Raw genomic sequence first — 17,137 nt, forward strand, 5'->3', positions numbered from 1 at the left:
GCAAATGCTTTTAACAACAACGGATGTTGTTGCTGGAAAAGTAATTGAAGAAACATTAGGTTTAGTCAAGGGCAATTCAGTTCAATCAAGAAATATTGGACGCGATATGATGGCGGGGCTTCGTAATATTGTTGGTGGCGAAATGAAAGAGTATGCAGAAATGCTTGTTCGCTCAAGAGAAATTGCTACAAATGCTATGGAAGAAGAAGCTAAACGCCTAGGTGCGGATGCGATAGTGGCAATTAGATATTCGACATCATCCGTAATGGATGGCACCTCCGAGGTTTTAGCCTATGGTACTGCAGTAAAATTAAAAAAATGACTTTAACAGAGGACTTCAGTCTAAGATTGAAGTCCTTTTAGTTTTAAATATTGATAATAATAACAAATACGTGGTCTGTCTGTCTGTGAAGTGTATGTAATAGTAAAATTATTAATGAACTAATTATCCCAAATATATAGAAAATTCGTAGTTAAAAGGACTAATAATGTCCATCTCGTTTTGTATAATAAGAGGGTAACTATGTAGAAAGAGTGGGATATATGGTGGATTCACAACAAAATAAAGGCTATCGTGTCATTTCGATGTTTGATAGATTGATGGATGGCCAAGGCATAAGCAAAAAGCAAGAAGCATTTACACATCAGGTTGGTGAAAAAACCATACAACGGGATTTAGATCAAATAAGAGTGTATATTGAAAAAGCTAAATTAGATTGTCATTTAAAATATGTGCGAACAGAAAAACTGTATAAGCTGACGAAAACAGGAGAAAATGTTTTATCGAAAGAACAAGTGCTGGCGATTGTTAAAATTCTAATCGAATCAAGAGCACTTTTAAAATCAGAAATGAGCGACATCATCGATAAGCTAATTTCAATTGTTGCAGCGGATAAACAAGAGTTTATTCATAATATCATATTAAATGAAAAGCATTTATACGTTGATTTAAATCATAAAAAATCTCTTTTACATTTAATTTGGGTAATTTCAGAGGCTATTCAGAAGAAAAAAATAATTAAAATTGATTATTTACGTGAAAGTGAATCAATCCCTTCACAAAAAATATTAAAACCTCTCGGTGTTATTTTCTCAGAATACTATTTTTATCTTATTGCTTATGATAGTAAACATGAGAAGGATTTACCGATTGTCTATCGCATCGACCGCATCCAACATTTTCTGGAGTTAGATAAGAAATTTCAAATCCCTTACTCAGAGCGCTTTCAGGAAGGAGAATTTCGCAAACGCATTCAATTTATGGATGCAGGTGAGCTAATGCATATTAAATTTATGTTTAAAGGGCGCTCACCGCAAGCAGTTTTAGATCGTTTGCCAACAGCCAAAATTTTGTCAAATAAAGCTGGGGAATGCTTATTTGAAGCGGAAGTTTTTGGGCGTGGTATTAAAATGTGGCTGCTTAGTCAAGGTGAAAATATTGAAGTGTTAGAGCCACTTGAGCTAAGAGAGGAAATGATTGAAACAATCCAATCCATGCAACAAAATTATCTTTACATGTAAGCATGAAAACATGATTAAAAAACGATTCCCTTGCCGACTATAGTAAAAAGGGGGATTTAAGATGTATTTACTTTCAAATTTTAAATTACTAGTAGAGAAACAGGAAGAAATCGATGCAATTTATCAAAATTGTGATGAATTAAAAATAACAATTGTTGAACCAAAAATCTCCTCTGAAGTTGAGCATTTTTTCGAATGTAGTAAAAAGCATTTAGAAAGCCAAGGATTTAAAGTGACAGTGACAACATCAAAGCTAAATGCACAATATAAGCAAGCGTTTATTACTATCGACAAGCATTCTAAAGACTTAGAGGAATGTATTTTTATTAATTTAAATAATTATGTAGAAGATCAGTTATCGATTATGTTGGACATTGAATCTCAACAATCCCAACAAATCATTACATATAACAAAGATGGCTTTTCATCGGCTTTAGATCAAGTAACTGAAAAGTTAAATCGAGCGAAAAATCTCCAAAATGCTTGTCGAGCCACGAAGCTTATTTATAAAAACAATCAAAATAATATTTTCCATTCTGCTGATGAGGCAATAAACTATTATTTTAAATAATACGGGACGTAAAAATTAATAAGTGAATTTAGCATACTAGGAGTAGTTCTAGTATGCTATTTTTAATTTTTCACCAGTACATACGTGTTACTATCAATACTATCATTTGTTTTCGCATCCTCATTTTTTTAAAAGAAAAGTTCTGGAAGAAGGAATTTTTACGAAATTTGAAGAATTAAGGTTAGGATAAAGGAGGAGTTACATGTTTCCGATTATAGAGACAGAAAGATTAATATTAAGAGAAATAACGTCTGAAGATGCTTCGGACCTTTTACGCTGTTTTTCAAATACTCATGTTACACAATATTATGGAATAGATACATTTAAGACAATAGAACAAGCTGAAAAACTAATTGAATCCTTTTCACAAAGCTACAAGGAAAAGAGAGGCATTCGATGGGGGATAGAAAGAAAAGAAGCGAAAGGTATGATTGGCACAATTGGCTTCAATGCTTGGTCACCTAATCATAAGCGGGCAGAAGTTGGCTATGAAATTCATCCTGATTACTGGAGAAAGGGCTATACGAAAGAAGCTATTACCGAAATTTTGTCTTATGGATTTGACAAGATGGAGCTAAATCGGATTGGGGCAATTGTTTTTATCGAAAATGTGGCATCGAAACAATTACTAACGACAATGGGTTTTCACAATGAAGGAATTTTAAAAGATTATATGTATCAGCAAGGAAAACCACATGATACATACGTATATGCGATTTTTAAAGATAATTAATAATTATCCAGATGAAAGAAACGAGCCCAAATTCACCTTTTCAAGGTGAGCTTGGACTCAAGTGAGTCTATTGTTCATTTAGTCTTTAGTCAAAGCTAATAGAAAGTTGTCTCGATGTGATTCTTCTTGCATTTTGTTATCGACTAACATGGCACCATATTTCACATTTGTCATGCTGGGATCTACTAAAAATTGAACATTTACTTTAGCATCCTTGTTGTTGATAGGACAATCCCCTTTGAATTCCACAACATCTTGTCCCTTTTGTGTTTCAAAATATAGCCAATATGGATTTTGACAAGATGATGCAAAAGCTGTTTCTAATGATTTGTTACTATTTTCAATTGAATAGTTTTTGACATATGTAATATATTCATTATCTGTTATATCTTTTTGTGGACCGTAAAAATACCAAAACAGCCCTAAAATGCCGATTGGAATTATCCACAAAATATTACGCTTACTCAATTTCCCCATTTCTCATCCCCCTTATAACCTATATTTTATCATCTCGGCACTCTTATTTGCTAGCTCAATATAATATTTTCTAGGTTAACCTTTTTTCTTGTTGACTGTAACTTGAAGTGGGGGGAGAAGATGTTTTCCTCAAAAGTGAAATTAAACAGACAATTAGGTTTTTTCCGTTTTTTACTAGCTTCATCTTGTAAATAAAAAGACCATCTCAAATGAGATGGAACCCTTTTTCTTTAGCACCCTGTTAAAAAATAAAACTTAAGAATGCAAAGCACGATGAACAAAATATTTCGCATGCTCTGCGTCTTTTTTCTTAACAGAAACAATATATTGATTGTCATAATTACTGTTCATTCCAAAACTTCCATAGTTACCTCTCCTAGTACCATGTCCAATCCATTGTGTTGAGGGGTCAACTACTTTATAGGTATATTTTATGCCTTCACTGTTTAAGATGGCTCTTACCTTTGATAATTCTTCCATTGAATATCCAATATACACATCTTCTTTATTAAAGAAAAACATAACTATCCCCCTTTTAATAATTCTACCATATGTTTCCACTATTTTTCCGCAATCATGTTTCGTTAGTTGGAGTAGAAAACGTTGCGTACCTCTTGATAATTAATAAAACAAAGCGATAGTTGGGAATCCTATTAATTTGCTAGTGAAAATTATATATTTGATGAATGGTGTTCCGAGTACGAAGACATTAGATATTTTATATTGTTTAAAGTAAAATAGTGGTAGGGTATTCATTAACTCAACTAATCCGATTAGTTGAGTTTTCCGTTTTTATAAAAACGCTATTCAAATATTTAAAAGAAGATGTGATTATTTAATGGGTAAAATTGCTATTTTAGCTGAAAAACCATCGCAGGCAAGAGCTTATGCTGATGCATTTAAAATTAAACATAAAGAGAAAACGTTTATAGAGTTAGAGCCATGTGCTACATTTCCAGATGGAGCAGTTATTAGTTGGGGGATTGGTCATCTCGTCGAATTAAAGGAACCTAAGGAATATAAAAAGGAATGGGAGAAGTGGTCATTAGATTCACTGCCGATTATCCTAGAAAAATATGAAGATAAAGTTGTTAGTAATATGGACACACAGTTTAATGCAATTAAAAAAATATTCCACGATCCACAAGTGACAATGATTTATAATGGGTGTGATGCGGAGCGTGAAGGATCCAATATTTTTTATTCCATTTATAAAATGACGAAAGTAAAAAAGCCTGTAAAACGTTTATGGATTAACTCTTTAGAGGTCGATGAGATTCGAAAAGGCTTCCAAAATATGCAAACAAACGAACGGGATATGCTAATGTATCAAGAAGCAAAAACACGTCAAATTAGTGACTGGCTTGTTGGTATGAACTGTAGTCGTTTATATACACTACTTCTTCAAAAGAAGGGCTTTAAAGGTAGCATATCAATTGGGCGTGTACAATCACCTACAGTTTATTTGATTTATAAAAGATTACAAGAAATTGAGAATTTTAAACCTGAGAACTTTTATGAAATTGAGGGTCTATTTAAAGCCCAAAATGGTATGTATAAAGGCAAAGCGAAAATTAAATCAAAAGTTAGAGAAGAAGTAGAGCAATTGTTGATGCAGCACGGTATTCAGCCAATTGATAGTGGTCAAATTGCAAATGTCTCGAATAAGACGAAGCGAATCCAGCCACCAAAATTGCATGCGTTATCAACGTTGCAAGCAACAGCAAATAAACGCTGGAAATATAGTCCAGCACATGTGTTGAAGCTTACGCAGTCATTGTATGAGAAAAAGCTAGTGTCTTATCCTCGTACAGATTCCCAGCTTATTACGCACAATGAATACGATTATTTAAAAGATTCGTTGCAAAAATACCAACAACTCATTCAACAGTCATTCGCACCTGTTGTAAGAGCCCAAAATAAACGTTATGTTGACAGTTCAAATGTAGGTGAACACTATGCCATTATTCCAACGAAAAAGGTACCAACAGAAAAAGCGTTGCAATCGATGGCTGTAGATGAAAGAAATATTTATTTTGAAATATTAAATACAACACTTGCAATGTTTCATCAAGATTATGAATATGATGAAAAAACAATTTTAACAACTGTGAAAAATTTAGAATTTAAATCGGTGGGGAAAACAGAGCTTGTGAGGGGTTGGAAAGCGCTTTTCACTGCTGATAAGGAGCCGCAAAATCGCGATGAGGTATTACCTGTTGTGACACAAGGCGAAATTGTACAAAGCAAGGTCGAAATTATAGAAGGCACGACAACTCCACCAAAGCCCTATACGGAAGGGCAGTTAATCACCATGATGAAAACATGTGGTAAATCGGTTGAAGATGAGACAGAAATTGAAATTTTAAATTCTGTTGAAGGTATTGGAACAGAGGCAACTCGAAGTGGCATTATTGAGACGATTAAAAAGCATGGATTTATTGAAGTAAGGAAAAATATTGTAAGCATCACACCTAAAGGAAAACTACTGTGCAGAGCGATTGAAGGAACATTGCTTTCTAGTCCTTCTATGACAGCTAAATGGGAGATTTATTTAAAAAAAATAGGGCGTGGGGAAGGATCAGCAAAACATTTTATCGATAATATTGGCAAATTTATTCAGCAGCTAATCGGTGAAGTGCCAAATAAAATTAACACGTTAACGATTGAAGCTGAGCAGTTTACAAACCCTGTTGCAAAAGATATCGTAACGTGTCCAACATGCAAAGTCGGTAAAATCAGCTTACGTAAGAAATTTTATGGCTGCTCAGAGTATAAAAGTGGCTGTAAACAAACTTTTCCAGAAAGATTATTAGGGAAAAAGCTTACGGAGAAAAATATTAGAGATTTATGTACTAGTGGTCAAACGACAGAGATTAAAGGATTTAAAGCTAAAAGTGGAAAACAGTTCAGTGCCGCACTTCGTTTCGTCGAAGGCAAAATTGAGTTTGAATTTAAGACAAATAAATAATGGCAATCTAGATGCCAAAATTATCAATTTGAGCAGATGATAGGACTGTATATTTGACAAAAAAATCTTTTTATGCTATAATTTACATCTGTAATTTAAAGTGATAGAATGAGATTCTCCTGGCCAGGGGAATCTTTTTTTATTGGAGTGTTTACTGTGAAAAATAATGAATCAAGTCTAACTTCTCTTGTTTCTGCATTTAGCCGAGCGTATCACGTGAAAGAAGATCGTCCAATTATTTTCAATGATTATATCGCGCAAGATTTCCTATTACCAGAAGAATTTCAAGCAATATCAACAAATATGGCTAATGGCATTGCTTATTTTAGTTCAAATATGGCTGAAAAGCTAAAAAATCAACAAGATGCAATATTAAAGTGGGTTACACAAATTCAACTCTCACCAACGCCACTTGCGAGAGCCGCATATGCAGAAAATGTTGTATTGCATGAATGCCAACTTGGTGCGGAGCAATATGTCATTTTAGGTGCAGGTTTAGATACGTTTGCTTGGCGTCACGACTCATTGACCAACGTTACTATATTTGAAGTGGATCACCCATCTACTCAACGATTTAAAATAGAACGTTTACAGCAAGCAGGTCATACAATTCCGCCACTTTTAAATTTTGTAGCAATGGATTTCATGAAGGAGCTTTCATTAGAAGAGTTAGTTGCAGCAGGATTTGATTCATCGAAGAAAACGGTATTTAGTTTGCTTGGTGTCACGTATTATTTAACAAAAGATGTGTTCCAGCAATTGTTAAGCTTGTTTTTTAAAAACTTGCCTAAAGGTAGTTCGATTATATTTGATTTTGCCGATGAGCGATTGTTTACAGAGGCTGGCATTTTCAATCGTGTACAAAACATGATACAAATGGCTAAAGCATCTGGAGAACAAATGAAATACGCAACTTCCATAGTAGATTTAGAAATATTACTTTCGAAAGAACAATTGTTAGTTTATGAACACTTATCACCTCAAGAAATTCAAAATCAGTATTTTGCTAATCGAGATGATCATTTACAAGCGTTTGAAACGATTCACTATATACATGCAGTAAAAAACTAATTCCCACCTAGTCGTTGAAATCCTTACCTATGTATATTTTTATGGAAGGATTATCAAAAGAAAGCGTTTCCTTCATTATATAGAAGAAAAGCAAGCTACATTTTGAGACAGTGGGTATAAGTCAGAGCGAACCATTGAAAATGCCATCCTTTGTAGGGTGGCATTTTGCAATTTACCACCCAATTCTTTATCAAATAACACAAACATAATGATTTTTGCCGCATATCATAATGGGAATAAGTATTCTCTCCATTGTAAAGAAGTAATCAAGTACAGTTAGCTGTGCAAAGGGAGCAAGCTATAGAATTATATTTGAAGAAGGAGACGAGCTAGAGCTACCAGATGAACTAGCTGAATTAAGCTAGTTCAAGCGAAATTTTTTATGATTATGTAATATATACGAAAAAATTTAATAAAAACCTTAACTATTTCCTTCGAAATCCGTATAATAAATCAAACAGTGCGAAAATTGTCCATTTTTCTATTGATAAATTGCGTGAATTTTTTAAATTGTATTGACGTAGAGAACGATAATTTGTACACTGTGTACATTCAATTGTTTTTTGGAGGAATACATTATTTTAAAAGGTTAGGATTTGATAGATATGATCGTATGTAAATTTGGTGGAACATCTGTAGCAAGTGCAGAACAAATTCAAAAAGTAGCAAACATTGTAAAATCTAATCCGGCGCGCAAAATCGTAGCCGTTTCAGCACCGGGAAAACGTTCTGGTGATGATATAAAAGTAACTGATTTATTAATTGATTTAGCGAATGCGGCATTGAAAAATGAAAATACAGAAGAAAAATTACAGACAGTAGTGAACCGTTTCAAGTCAATAGCAGATGGTTTACAGCTGGATAATACTATTTGTGACGTAATTGCTGAAGACCTACGTGAACGTGTGCTTGGTGATGTTTCGAACGAAGAATTATTTATTGATAGCTTAAAAGCAGCTGGAGAAGATAACAACGCCAAGCTTATCGCTGCATATTTTAACTCTATCGGTATGCCCGCACGTTATGTAAGTCCAAAAGAAGGTTTGGTTGTCAATGATCTACCTGAGCGTACGTTCGCATTACCTGAAGCATATTCAAATTTAGCGCCTTTAAAAGATACAAAAGAAGTTATTGTTTTCCCGGGTTTCTTCGGTTACACTAAAGCGGGCATATTGCGTACGTTTGATCGCGGTGGCTCGGATATTACAGGCTCTATTTTAGCAGCAGCTATTGAAGCGGAGCTTTATGAAAACTTTACGGATGTGGATTGTGTATTTTCCGCGAATCCGAAAGTCGTGAATGATCCAGTTGAAATTAAAGAAATTACGTATCGCGAAATGCGCGAATTATCCTATGCAGGTTTTTCTGTTTTCCATGATGAAGCATTAATGCCTGTTTATAAGATTGGGGTGCCAGTTAACATAAAAAATACAAATAATCCATCAGCCCCAGGTACTCGAATTGTACCGAGTCGTCCAGCTACAGGTCGCCCGGTAACAGGTATCTCGGCAGACAGTGGCTTTTCAACGTTATATGTGTCAAAATATTTAATGAACCGTGAAGTAGGGTTCGGTCGTAAACTTCTACAAATTTTAGAAGATGAGAATATTTCTTATGAGCATACTCCATCTGGTTTAGATGATATTTCTGTTATTATGCGATCTAATCAACTAACACCAGAAAATGAAGCGCGTATATTGACGCGTGTAAAAAATGAATTGCAAGCAGATGATGTCCAAATGCGTCATGGTTTCTCAATGATTGTTATTGTTGGGGAAGGTATGCGTAATAATACAGGTCTTGCGGCACGTGCAGCAACAGCGATTTCAAAAACTGGAGCAAATATTGAAATGATAAACCAAGGTTCGTCTGAAGTAAGTCTTGTATTCGGTGTACTACAAGAATATGAAAACCGAATTTTACAAGCATTATATGGAGAATTTTTTGCACAAGTGCAAGCATGAGTGGACAATATACGATAGTTTTATCAAAAACCATTTATAAAATTATCTAAACATAAAAAGGAGCTGTCCCACTAAGCTATGAATTCATAGCTTAGGAGGCAGCTCTTTCATTTTATCGTGTGACTTTCACAATGGATGATTTTAATGTTTTCTAACAATACTATAAGGAATAGAGTTTTCTTTTATGCAGTAATGCTGTAAAATCGAGTGCGTACATAGATAGGAGGGCATAATTTTGAAAAGTTTTTCAATGGGGATGATTTTGTCTGTTATAGGGATTTTATTTGTCTGTTTAACAATTATGGACATATTACCAGCATCAACAAAATCAATGAAAGTTGTTTTTGTCGGTATTGGTTGGGTTTTTATTATTGCCGGATCAATTATTCGATTTAAAAATTTAAAACAAAAGCAATAAGAAAAATATCAAGAAAATGAATGTTGCAAACTACAAAGTTATGATACAATTTCAAAGAAAATAAATAATTTCAGTACGATGAAGTTGTTATTCTATACTATACAAAAAATTCAGAAGGTTCAAATTTGCAGTGTATTCATAATTAAAGAATGAACAGTACAAATTCTTCTTAGTAAGAATTTGTTTTTTTATTTGCCTCTATTCGTAAAAAGGGTTTTTATAGAAGCTTCGGGCTACTACGTATAGGCGGTGATGTGGATAATCAACCTATTCCATAAAATATTTTAGGAGGTGAGTAGATGACGATAGTACGTAAAGACAATATTAAAATAATGGATCAGTATGTTGCAATTCAAACAGCAACACCGATGAAAGTCGTATCCTCTGCAATGCATAATCCAGGCTTTGGCTTTTATACGCATCTGCTAAATCGCTCAGTGCCGATAACTTACGATGAACGAAAACCACATCAAGAGTTACAAAGCTTTTTGCAATTAGAGGGCTATCCTATTACCAATACCGTTGCGATGATGACAGCAGTTAATGCACGTTTTGCGACGATACGAGAATTTACATATGAGGGTATTCATCTTGTCGTGATGATTACAGCGGGACTAGGAAATGCAGTCGATATTACGCGTGCATTTCATCGACAAGAGCAGTATCACGCAGGAACCATTAATACTTGGGTACTGATTAATGGAAAACTATCAGATGAGGCATTGTTTCAAGCGATGATTTCAACAACAGAGGCAAAAGTTAAGGCACTTATAGATGAAAATATTACGGACCCTACAACGGGTACGCAAGCAACTGGTACGTCAACTGATAGCTTGCTAATTGCGTCTACAGAAGAGGGCGATTTCCATCAATATGCTGGCCCTATTACAATGTTAGGGAAAATTATTGGCCATGGTGTTTATGAAACGATGCGAGAGGCCATTCAAAAATATAAAAAAGAGAAGGAGGCGAATCCTCTATGATTTCACTAGTAATCGCCTGTATTATTGGCATACTATTTGATTTAGTTGTCGGGGACCCTCCAAAAATGCCACATCCTGTACGCTGGATAGGTAAGCTTATTCAAGCGCAAACCGCATTGTGGAATAAGGGCAATATGCGAAAGGTACGTGGCATGGTCATGGCGCTTGCTGTAGTAGGTACGACGATGTTTGTAGTCACAGTTATTTTAATACTCAGCTATCAAGTGAGCATAGTGTTTGGTATTCTAGTAGAGGGATTATTAATAGGTATTGGTTTGGCTCAACGCAGCTTAAAGGAAGCCGCATTAGCTGTTTATGAACCGCTCGTAAAGGGAGATTTTGCACAAGCACGTGTGAAGTTATCGTGGATTGTCGGACGAGATACCGAGCAACTTGATGAGGATGAAATTGTTCGTGGCGTTGTAGAAACCGTGTCTGAAAATACAAGTGATGGCGTAACTGCGCCGCTCTTTTATGCATTTTTATTTGGTGCCATTGGCTTATGGGGGTATAAGGCGGTAAATACACTGGACTCGATGATTGGCTATAAAAATGAAAAATACAAAGATTTTGGTATGTTTGCAGCAAAGCTTGATGATGTATTGAATTTTATTCCAAGTCGTTTAACAGGATTATTGATGGTACTTGGAACAAAAAATGAAACATCTGTAACGCTTGGCAAACGATTAAGACGTTGGGCACAGGATGCAAAAAAACATCCAAGTCCAAACAGTGGTTATTTGGAAGCAGCAACAGCGGTACAGCTAGGGGTTCAACTAGGTGGAAAAAATACATATCAAGGAATTGCATCATACAGAGCGACAATGGGTGAAAAATTAGTACCGTTAACGAAGGAGCATATTGCAACTTCTATTATTCATATGCGTGTAGCTACATTGCTCTTTACGCTCGTTATGTTAGCAATGGAGGTGTTAATTTTTGCAATTACCTAATCATGGAGCAAATCCGCAAAATGTCTATCAACAGCTCGGGCTAACTATGCCTACAGAAGTTTATGATTTTAGTGAAAACGTAAATGCTGCAGGGCCGCCTACATTTGTTGAGGCACGTTGGCGCACATTTTATCCATTAATTCAGCGTTATCCAGATCCAGATGGAGAGCCTTTTTTAACAAAGGTGGCTCAATTTCATCATATTGAAAAAGATTCTATCGTTTTAGGTAATGGGGCATCAGAGTTATTCAGTGTTTTAGCAAGACGCTATGCAAATAAGCGTGTACTTGTCGTGCATCCGACATTTTCTGAATACGAAAGAACATTAAAAGCAGCAGGGGCGGACGTCGTGTCGATTGTTGTCGAGGACTTTGTTCAATATACATTACCGATGGAGCTTCTTTATCAAGAAATGGTCACTGCAGATGCATTATATATTTGTACACCTAATAATCCAACAGGTGTATTACCAAAGAAAGAGGAACTACTACGCTTAATAGCTTATGGAGCGGAAGTAGATTGTGAGCTCGTTTTTGATGAAGCATTTATCGACTGGGTCAGTGAAACACATTCGTTAATTGACTATGTTGCTAATAATGCGCATGTAATTGTCGTTCGATCTATGACGAAAATGTATGCAATACCTGGATTAAGACTAGGTTATTTAATAGCGAATAAAACTATTATTTATGAGTTAAAAGCAATGCTATCTCATTGGAATCTCAATGCATTTGCGCTCGTTATTGGAGCAGGTTGTTTGGATGAACATGAATACTGTCAACAAGCAATTAATTATGCAACAAAACAAAGGGAATGGTTACAGCAGTTTTTAACAGAAAATGGATGCTTGGTGACGAATAGTGTTACGAATTATGTTTGTTTTTCATTGCCGAAAAATATGCAAGCAGATACATTTTTTAGTTATTGTTTAGCTGAAGGAGTTGTGCTGCGTCATACAAAGAACTTTATGGGGTTAAATGGGGCATGGTTCCGCATCGGAATAAAGGATGTAACGGCGATGACCTATTTACAAAACTGTTTACAAGCGTGGTTTAATGCAAATAAGGGGTGAGAAAAGTGACGACTTTTTATCTAGTTCGACATGGGGAAACAGTATGGAATAAAGAGCATCGATTACAAGGGTGGTTAGACTCACCTTTGTCAGAAATGGGCATTTTGCATGCCCAAAAACTTGCAGAACAATTAAAAGATATTCCGTTTGCAGTTGCGTATAGTAGTACCAGTGACCGTGCGAAAGAAACAGCGCGCTATTTAACTGCTGGTCGGACGCTTGCGATTCACTACGAGGACGACTTACGTGAGATTTTTTTAGGAAATTGGCAAGGGCAAACTATTGAGGATATTATGGAAACAAATCGATTTGACTATGAGCTGTATAAGAATTATCCAGCACAATTCGTCGCGACGCATACTGAAAGTTTTGGTGCAGTGACAGAACGCGCCATGTATACGTTAAAAAATATTGCGAAAATCTATCCACATGAACATATTTTAATTGTGTCACATGCTGTTACGATTAAATGCATTATAAATGCAATATTAGGTCGTGGCATTGATCAGCTATGGTCTGCACCATACATCGAAGGAACTAGTGTAACGATTGTAGACCGATTAGAAGAAAGTTGGCATATCAAGGTAATTGGTAGTACACAACATTTACAATAGAGAGGTGAGAACAGTGCCGTTAATTTTTATTTCAGGTGGTGTCCGCAGTGGTAAGTCTCACTTTGCCGAAAAAGCAGCTGTTTTACACTACCAAAATAATTATTTATTGAATAAACGACTTATTTATATAGCTTCTGGTGTTGCAATGGACATTGAAATGGAAAAACGGATAGCTCGACACCAGTCTGATCGACTAAAACAAGCGATTGCGTGGCATACGATTGAAGCCCCATATGAAATACAGAATGTTTTCAATAATTTAGTTGATGGCGATGTCGTACTTTGGGACTGTGTAACGACTTGGCTGACAAATGCCTTTTATGAGGGGTTTGATCGTGGCACACCTTGTGTGGAAAAGCCAGGTTGTTTAGAAGAAAAGCTGAGAATTATGAAAAGTTCAGTGCAAACGTTACTTGACAAAAGGGTGACGCTTTTTGTCGTTTCCAATGAACTTTTTGATGAGCCTCCATATGTTAATGAAGAGGTCGAATTGTACCGACAAATGCTCGGTAGCTTACATCAATGGTTCGTTTCTGTCGCACATGAGGCATATGAGATAAATTATGGTATCGTAAAGAAATGGAAATAAGTGAGTTATTATATGGAAGTATAAAGCAGCAAATAACTTAGTTAAGAAATTTCTATATTAATTTGTTACAAGATAATTGAAGATAACTTAAAAGAAAGAAGGCAAGGCAATGAAAACTATTTGGCATAGCATATTGCTCGCATTTCAATTTTTTACGGTTTTGCCTGTACATAAAGAGATTCCTCTATCTAAAAAAACAATTACGGGAATGTTCTCCTTTTTACCATGGATTGGTGCGCTTATGGGAGCTGTCGTTGCAGCGACAATCTTTAGTTTAACAGAATGGACATCTAGTAGTGATGTTCTATTAACATTTTTGATTGTCGGACTGTTTGCGTTTTTTACAGGGGGCTTGCATTTAGACGGCTTTATCGATATGGGTGATGCCTACTTTTCGTATCGAGATCGTGAAAAGCGTCTTGAAATTTTGGATGACCCACGGGTAGGCGCATTCGGTGTTTTGTCTGTCTTATTTCTAGTGTTAGGAAAATTCGTTGTCCTTCATGAGCTTTTTGTACAGAACAAACTATCATTGTGGATGCTCGTTTTTATACCTTTATTGACACGTGTGGGGATGAGCTTCTATTTTCTATCTTTAAAGTGCTCAAAGGAAAAAGGTTTAGCCTATTTTTTTAAAACACAACTGAACCATCGTGTATTGGCCAGTTTAATGATAATGACGCTTGTATTTGCAAGTTGTTGCGTATTTTTTGTAGTAGGCTTTTCAAGTTTACCATTCGTGCTTATTGCTGTTATTGTCACTGCCTTTTTATTGTTTCGTCAATTTACAGTGCGCAATTTTGGCGGTGTATCAGGTGACTTGCTTGGAGCATCAATTGAAGGAATGGAGGTTGTGCTATGGGTGACATTGTTACTGTTCGCTTAATGAGGCATGCACCAACTAAAGAAAACTTGGAAAAGCGTTATATTGGCTGGACAGATTCTCCATTAGCAAATGCTGCAGCGCTTCCTATACTTAATGAAGCTATAAAAAAGGTATATGGCAGTGATTTGCGTCGGTGTCAAGAAACGGCTTCTCGTTATTTTCCACATGCTAGCTATATTGCAGATGCAAGATTTCGGGAGTCAAATTTTGGTGATTTTGAATGTAAAACATATGATGAATTAAAGTCGGACATACGTTACTGTACGTGGCTAGATGATCCGACTAGTATATCACCACCAAACGGAGAACATTTTGATTTGTTTTGTGATCGGGTGATTGCTGGATTTTTAGCATTGCCAAAAGATGAACGCGATTACTATCTCGTCGTGCACGGTGGGGTTGTACGAGCGTTACTTGTAGCATTTGCGCCACAGCAAAAGTCTTTTTGGTCGTATCAAGTTCCACATGATCGGGTATTTACGTTAACATTTTCCAAAGCGGCTTGGAAGGAGGGAGCAAGATGCATGTCTTTATCGGAGGGGCCTATAACGGAAAAACCGCCTATGTGACTCAATTGCTTGAGGAGCAGGAAGTGGCGTTGATGAATGGGGTTATTCCAGAGGTTGCACCGGCATGTGATGCGTTAATTATTAAAAATCTTGAACACTGGCTGGTAAAGCAAAATCTTGAGGAAGATGAAGTGATTGTCAAAAATATTATGGCGAAGCTTAAAATTCTTGAAGAAAGCTGTCAGTTATATATTATTGTAACCGATATGGGACGTGGTGTAGTGCCAATGGAAAAACAGTCACGGCTATTGCGTGACACTTGTGGTCGTTTGTATCAGGCGTTATTTGCAGAAGCAAAACAAGTTGACCGCATTTGGTATGGCATTGCAGAACGTATAAAATAATCAAAAGATTAGATACATTCCCGAGAGGGGCATTCACTATTTTTAGAAAAGGGGAAATGGAATGGATCGACAAAAATTAATGAATATAACACTAACTGCCATGGTGGCGGCGATTTGTGCTGTTGGTGCAGTCATTAAAATCCCGTCATTTGTATCAACGGCGGCATTAGACTCAGCACCAGCATTTTTGAGTATTGTGTTCTTATCACCTGTTTTAGCAGGAGTGGCAGGGTTAATCGGTCATGTTATTACAGCGATGACTTCTGGTTTTCCATATGGACCCTTGCATATTATTATTGCTATTGAAATGTTTATTGTCGTGTGGATATTTGGTGTAATGCATAAAAGAGGCATGCATTTTTGGAAATGGCCAGTAGCACTTTTACTAAATGGTGTCATTGCACCAATCCCTTTTTATTTCATTATAAGCCCAGCGTTTTTCTGGGGTTCATTAGCCAGTATTTTTATGGCAACAGTCATCAATCTTATTATTGTCGCTGTTGTCATGCCGATTCTCTCGAAAGTGTTTGTCCGTAAGGAGGGGCGCGTGAATTGAGAAATGCAGTAAAAGTAGGGGAACTTATTGCCACAACCGACAATGCAGCAGCGATTGGTGAAAAATCACAAGATATCGTATTTGCCCCCGATAAGTTAACAGCATATTTAACAGCGCGTGTTACTTTTTTAGAGCAACTTGCAGCAGGAGCGATACCTATGCACATAATTCTCGCTAACTTTTCGGGTGATACATCATGGACTCGCTATGTCGCAGGAATTGGACAAGTTTTTGAAGAAGTAGGGCTACGCTGTCCTCCAATAGAGGGGAGTTCAGAATCCAATATGCCCACATTGCAATCTGGATTATCTATTACAATGCTAGGTGAAGTACAAAAAAGATTACCGTTTGATCGTGATCATCTGAGTTGGTACACATATGGACTACCACTCGTAGGCATAGAAATACTTGAACAACCCGAAGATGTTGCTCAGCTCCAGCCAATATTTCGTGCATGGCGTGAAGAAATTGTGCAACAAGTTTGGCCGGTAGGGTCGCAAGGACTACAAGCAGAATTTTCACGACTTTTTGGTCATCACCAAGTAAAAAGTTCGTTGGATATCGAAAAATCAGCAGGACCTTGTGCAGTTATATTATTAGGTATCAACCCCGAAAAAGAGCAATTAGCGCAAAAATTGTTTACTCGAAATTTTGAGAGGTGCCAGTCACTCAAACAATTCTGAAAATTCGTAGTCGGTTAGTATTAATTTGTAAGTTAAAATCGATGAAGTCTACTGCGGGTAAGCACAAAATGTAAAGCCGCAACCCGTACAGTAGGGAGGGTTGCGGCAATGTACTTCGCGTAAAGTAAAGTGGATTTTTACGCTACAGAAGCCTGTTTGAGT

At 36.3% G+C, this 17,137-nt stretch carries 20 protein-coding genes; 18 read left to right on the forward strand and 2 right to left on the reverse strand.

Annotation, left to right across the window (positions count from 1 at the left end):
* The first annotated feature begins 4 nt into the window (after positions 1-4).
* The 4 genes from NSQ74_RS14065 (at position 5) to NSQ74_RS14080 (ending at position 2,825) form a co-directional block, all read left to right on the forward strand.
* Positions 5-322, forward strand: coding sequence for a YbjQ family protein (locus NSQ74_RS14065; RefSeq protein ID WP_340824115.1), 318 nt, complete (start codon positions 5-7; stop codon positions 320-322).
* A gap of 221 nt (positions 323-543) precedes the next feature.
* Entirely contained in the window at positions 544-1,521 is a 978-nt protein-coding gene (locus NSQ74_RS14070) for a helix-turn-helix transcriptional regulator (protein WP_340824116.1), read from the forward strand.
* A 61-nt stretch (positions 1,522-1,582) separates the two neighbouring features.
* A complete protein-coding gene (locus NSQ74_RS14075) occupies positions 1,583-2,092 on the forward strand; it encodes a hypothetical protein (protein WP_340824117.1) in 510 nt (169 codons plus the stop codon).
* A gap of 202 nt (positions 2,093-2,294) precedes the next feature.
* Positions 2,295-2,825, forward strand: a complete 531-nt coding sequence (locus NSQ74_RS14080) for a GNAT family N-acetyltransferase (RefSeq protein WP_340824118.1) — start codon at positions 2,295-2,297, stop codon at positions 2,823-2,825.
* 78 nt (positions 2,826-2,903) lie between these two features.
* Here the strand turns inward: NSQ74_RS14080 and NSQ74_RS14085 are convergent, their stop codons facing one another.
* Together NSQ74_RS14085 and NSQ74_RS14090 are read right to left on the reverse strand one after the other, a co-directional pair.
* Entirely contained in the window at positions 2,904-3,302 is a 399-nt protein-coding gene (locus NSQ74_RS14085) for a glucosamine 6-phosphate synthetase (protein WP_340824119.1), read from the reverse strand.
* Between the two features lie 255 nt (positions 3,303-3,557).
* A complete protein-coding gene (locus NSQ74_RS14090) occupies positions 3,558-3,824 on the reverse strand; it encodes a hypothetical protein (RefSeq protein ID WP_340824120.1) in 267 nt (88 codons plus the stop codon).
* 316 nt (positions 3,825-4,140) lie between these two features.
* Between NSQ74_RS14090 and topB the strand changes: the two genes are divergently transcribed.
* From topB to NSQ74_RS14160, 14 genes are all read left to right on the forward strand, one after another.
* Positions 4,141-6,273: a type IA DNA topoisomerase gene (gene topB / locus NSQ74_RS14095; protein ID WP_340824121.1), complete on the forward strand. Its 2,133-nt coding sequence runs from the start codon at positions 4,141-4,143 to the stop codon at positions 6,271-6,273.
* 156 nt (positions 6,274-6,429) lie between these two features.
* Positions 6,430-7,344, forward strand: a complete 915-nt coding sequence (locus NSQ74_RS14100) for a class I SAM-dependent methyltransferase (RefSeq protein WP_340824123.1) — start codon at positions 6,430-6,432, stop codon at positions 7,342-7,344.
* Positions 7,345-7,949: 605 nt separating this feature from the next.
* The gene (locus tag NSQ74_RS14105; RefSeq protein ID WP_340824124.1) at positions 7,950-9,308 is read left to right on the forward strand and encodes an aspartate kinase; all 1,359 of its coding nucleotides are present in this window, start codon (positions 7,950-7,952) and stop codon (positions 9,306-9,308) included.
* 235 nt (positions 9,309-9,543) lie between these two features.
* On the forward strand, positions 9,544-9,726 hold the full coding sequence (locus tag NSQ74_RS14110; protein ID WP_172771863.1) for a hypothetical protein: 183 nt from the start codon (positions 9,544-9,546) through the stop codon (positions 9,724-9,726).
* A 299-nt stretch (positions 9,727-10,025) separates the two neighbouring features.
* Complete coding sequence (locus NSQ74_RS14115) at positions 10,026-10,709, forward strand: adenosylcobinamide amidohydrolase (RefSeq protein ID WP_340824125.1); 684 nt, start codon at positions 10,026-10,028, stop codon at positions 10,707-10,709.
* On the forward strand, positions 10,706-11,662 hold the full coding sequence (cbiB, locus tag NSQ74_RS14120; RefSeq protein ID WP_340824126.1) for an adenosylcobinamide-phosphate synthase CbiB: 957 nt from the start codon (positions 10,706-10,708) through the stop codon (positions 11,660-11,662). The genes NSQ74_RS14115 and cbiB overlap by 4 nt, the downstream gene beginning before the upstream one ends.
* Entirely contained in the window at positions 11,649-12,734 is a 1,086-nt protein-coding gene (locus NSQ74_RS14125) for a pyridoxal phosphate-dependent aminotransferase (protein ID WP_340824127.1), read from the forward strand. Before cbiB ends, NSQ74_RS14125 begins: the two co-directional genes overlap by 14 nt.
* Before the next feature lie 5 nt (positions 12,735-12,739).
* Complete coding sequence (locus NSQ74_RS14130; protein ID WP_340824129.1) at positions 12,740-13,348, forward strand: histidine phosphatase family protein; 609 nt, start codon at positions 12,740-12,742, stop codon at positions 13,346-13,348.
* 13 nt (positions 13,349-13,361) lie between these two features.
* Positions 13,362-13,937 carry a bifunctional adenosylcobinamide kinase/adenosylcobinamide-phosphate guanylyltransferase gene (locus NSQ74_RS14135; protein ID WP_340824131.1) on the forward strand — a complete coding sequence of 192 codons (576 nt, stop codon included), beginning with the start codon at positions 13,362-13,364 and terminating at the stop codon, positions 13,935-13,937.
* A 109-nt stretch (positions 13,938-14,046) separates the two neighbouring features.
* Positions 14,047-14,823: an adenosylcobinamide-GDP ribazoletransferase gene (cobS, locus tag NSQ74_RS14140; RefSeq protein WP_340824133.1), complete on the forward strand. Its 777-nt coding sequence runs from the start codon at positions 14,047-14,049 to the stop codon at positions 14,821-14,823.
* The gene (locus tag NSQ74_RS14145; RefSeq protein WP_340824134.1) at positions 14,796-15,392 is read left to right on the forward strand and encodes a histidine phosphatase family protein; all 597 of its coding nucleotides are present in this window, start codon (positions 14,796-14,798) and stop codon (positions 15,390-15,392) included. The genes cobS and NSQ74_RS14145 overlap by 28 nt, the downstream gene beginning before the upstream one ends.
* Entirely contained in the window at positions 15,344-15,736 is a 393-nt protein-coding gene (locus NSQ74_RS14150) for a bifunctional adenosylcobinamide kinase/adenosylcobinamide-phosphate guanylyltransferase (RefSeq protein ID WP_340824135.1), read from the forward strand. The genes NSQ74_RS14145 and NSQ74_RS14150 overlap by 49 nt, the downstream gene beginning before the upstream one ends.
* A 61-nt stretch (positions 15,737-15,797) precedes the next feature.
* Positions 15,798-16,292: an ECF transporter S component gene (locus tag NSQ74_RS14155; protein WP_340824136.1), complete on the forward strand. Its 495-nt coding sequence runs from the start codon at positions 15,798-15,800 to the stop codon at positions 16,290-16,292.
* Positions 16,289-16,975: a hypothetical protein gene (locus NSQ74_RS14160; protein WP_340824137.1), complete on the forward strand. Its 687-nt coding sequence runs from the start codon at positions 16,289-16,291 to the stop codon at positions 16,973-16,975. Before NSQ74_RS14155 ends, NSQ74_RS14160 begins: the two co-directional genes overlap by 4 nt.
* Positions 16,976-17,137: the final 162 nt, after the last annotated feature.

This window comes from Lysinibacillus sp. FSL W8-0992, from assembly GCF_038008685.1.
Taxonomy (GTDB): Bacteria; Bacillota; Bacilli; order Bacillales_A; family Planococcaceae; genus Lysinibacillus.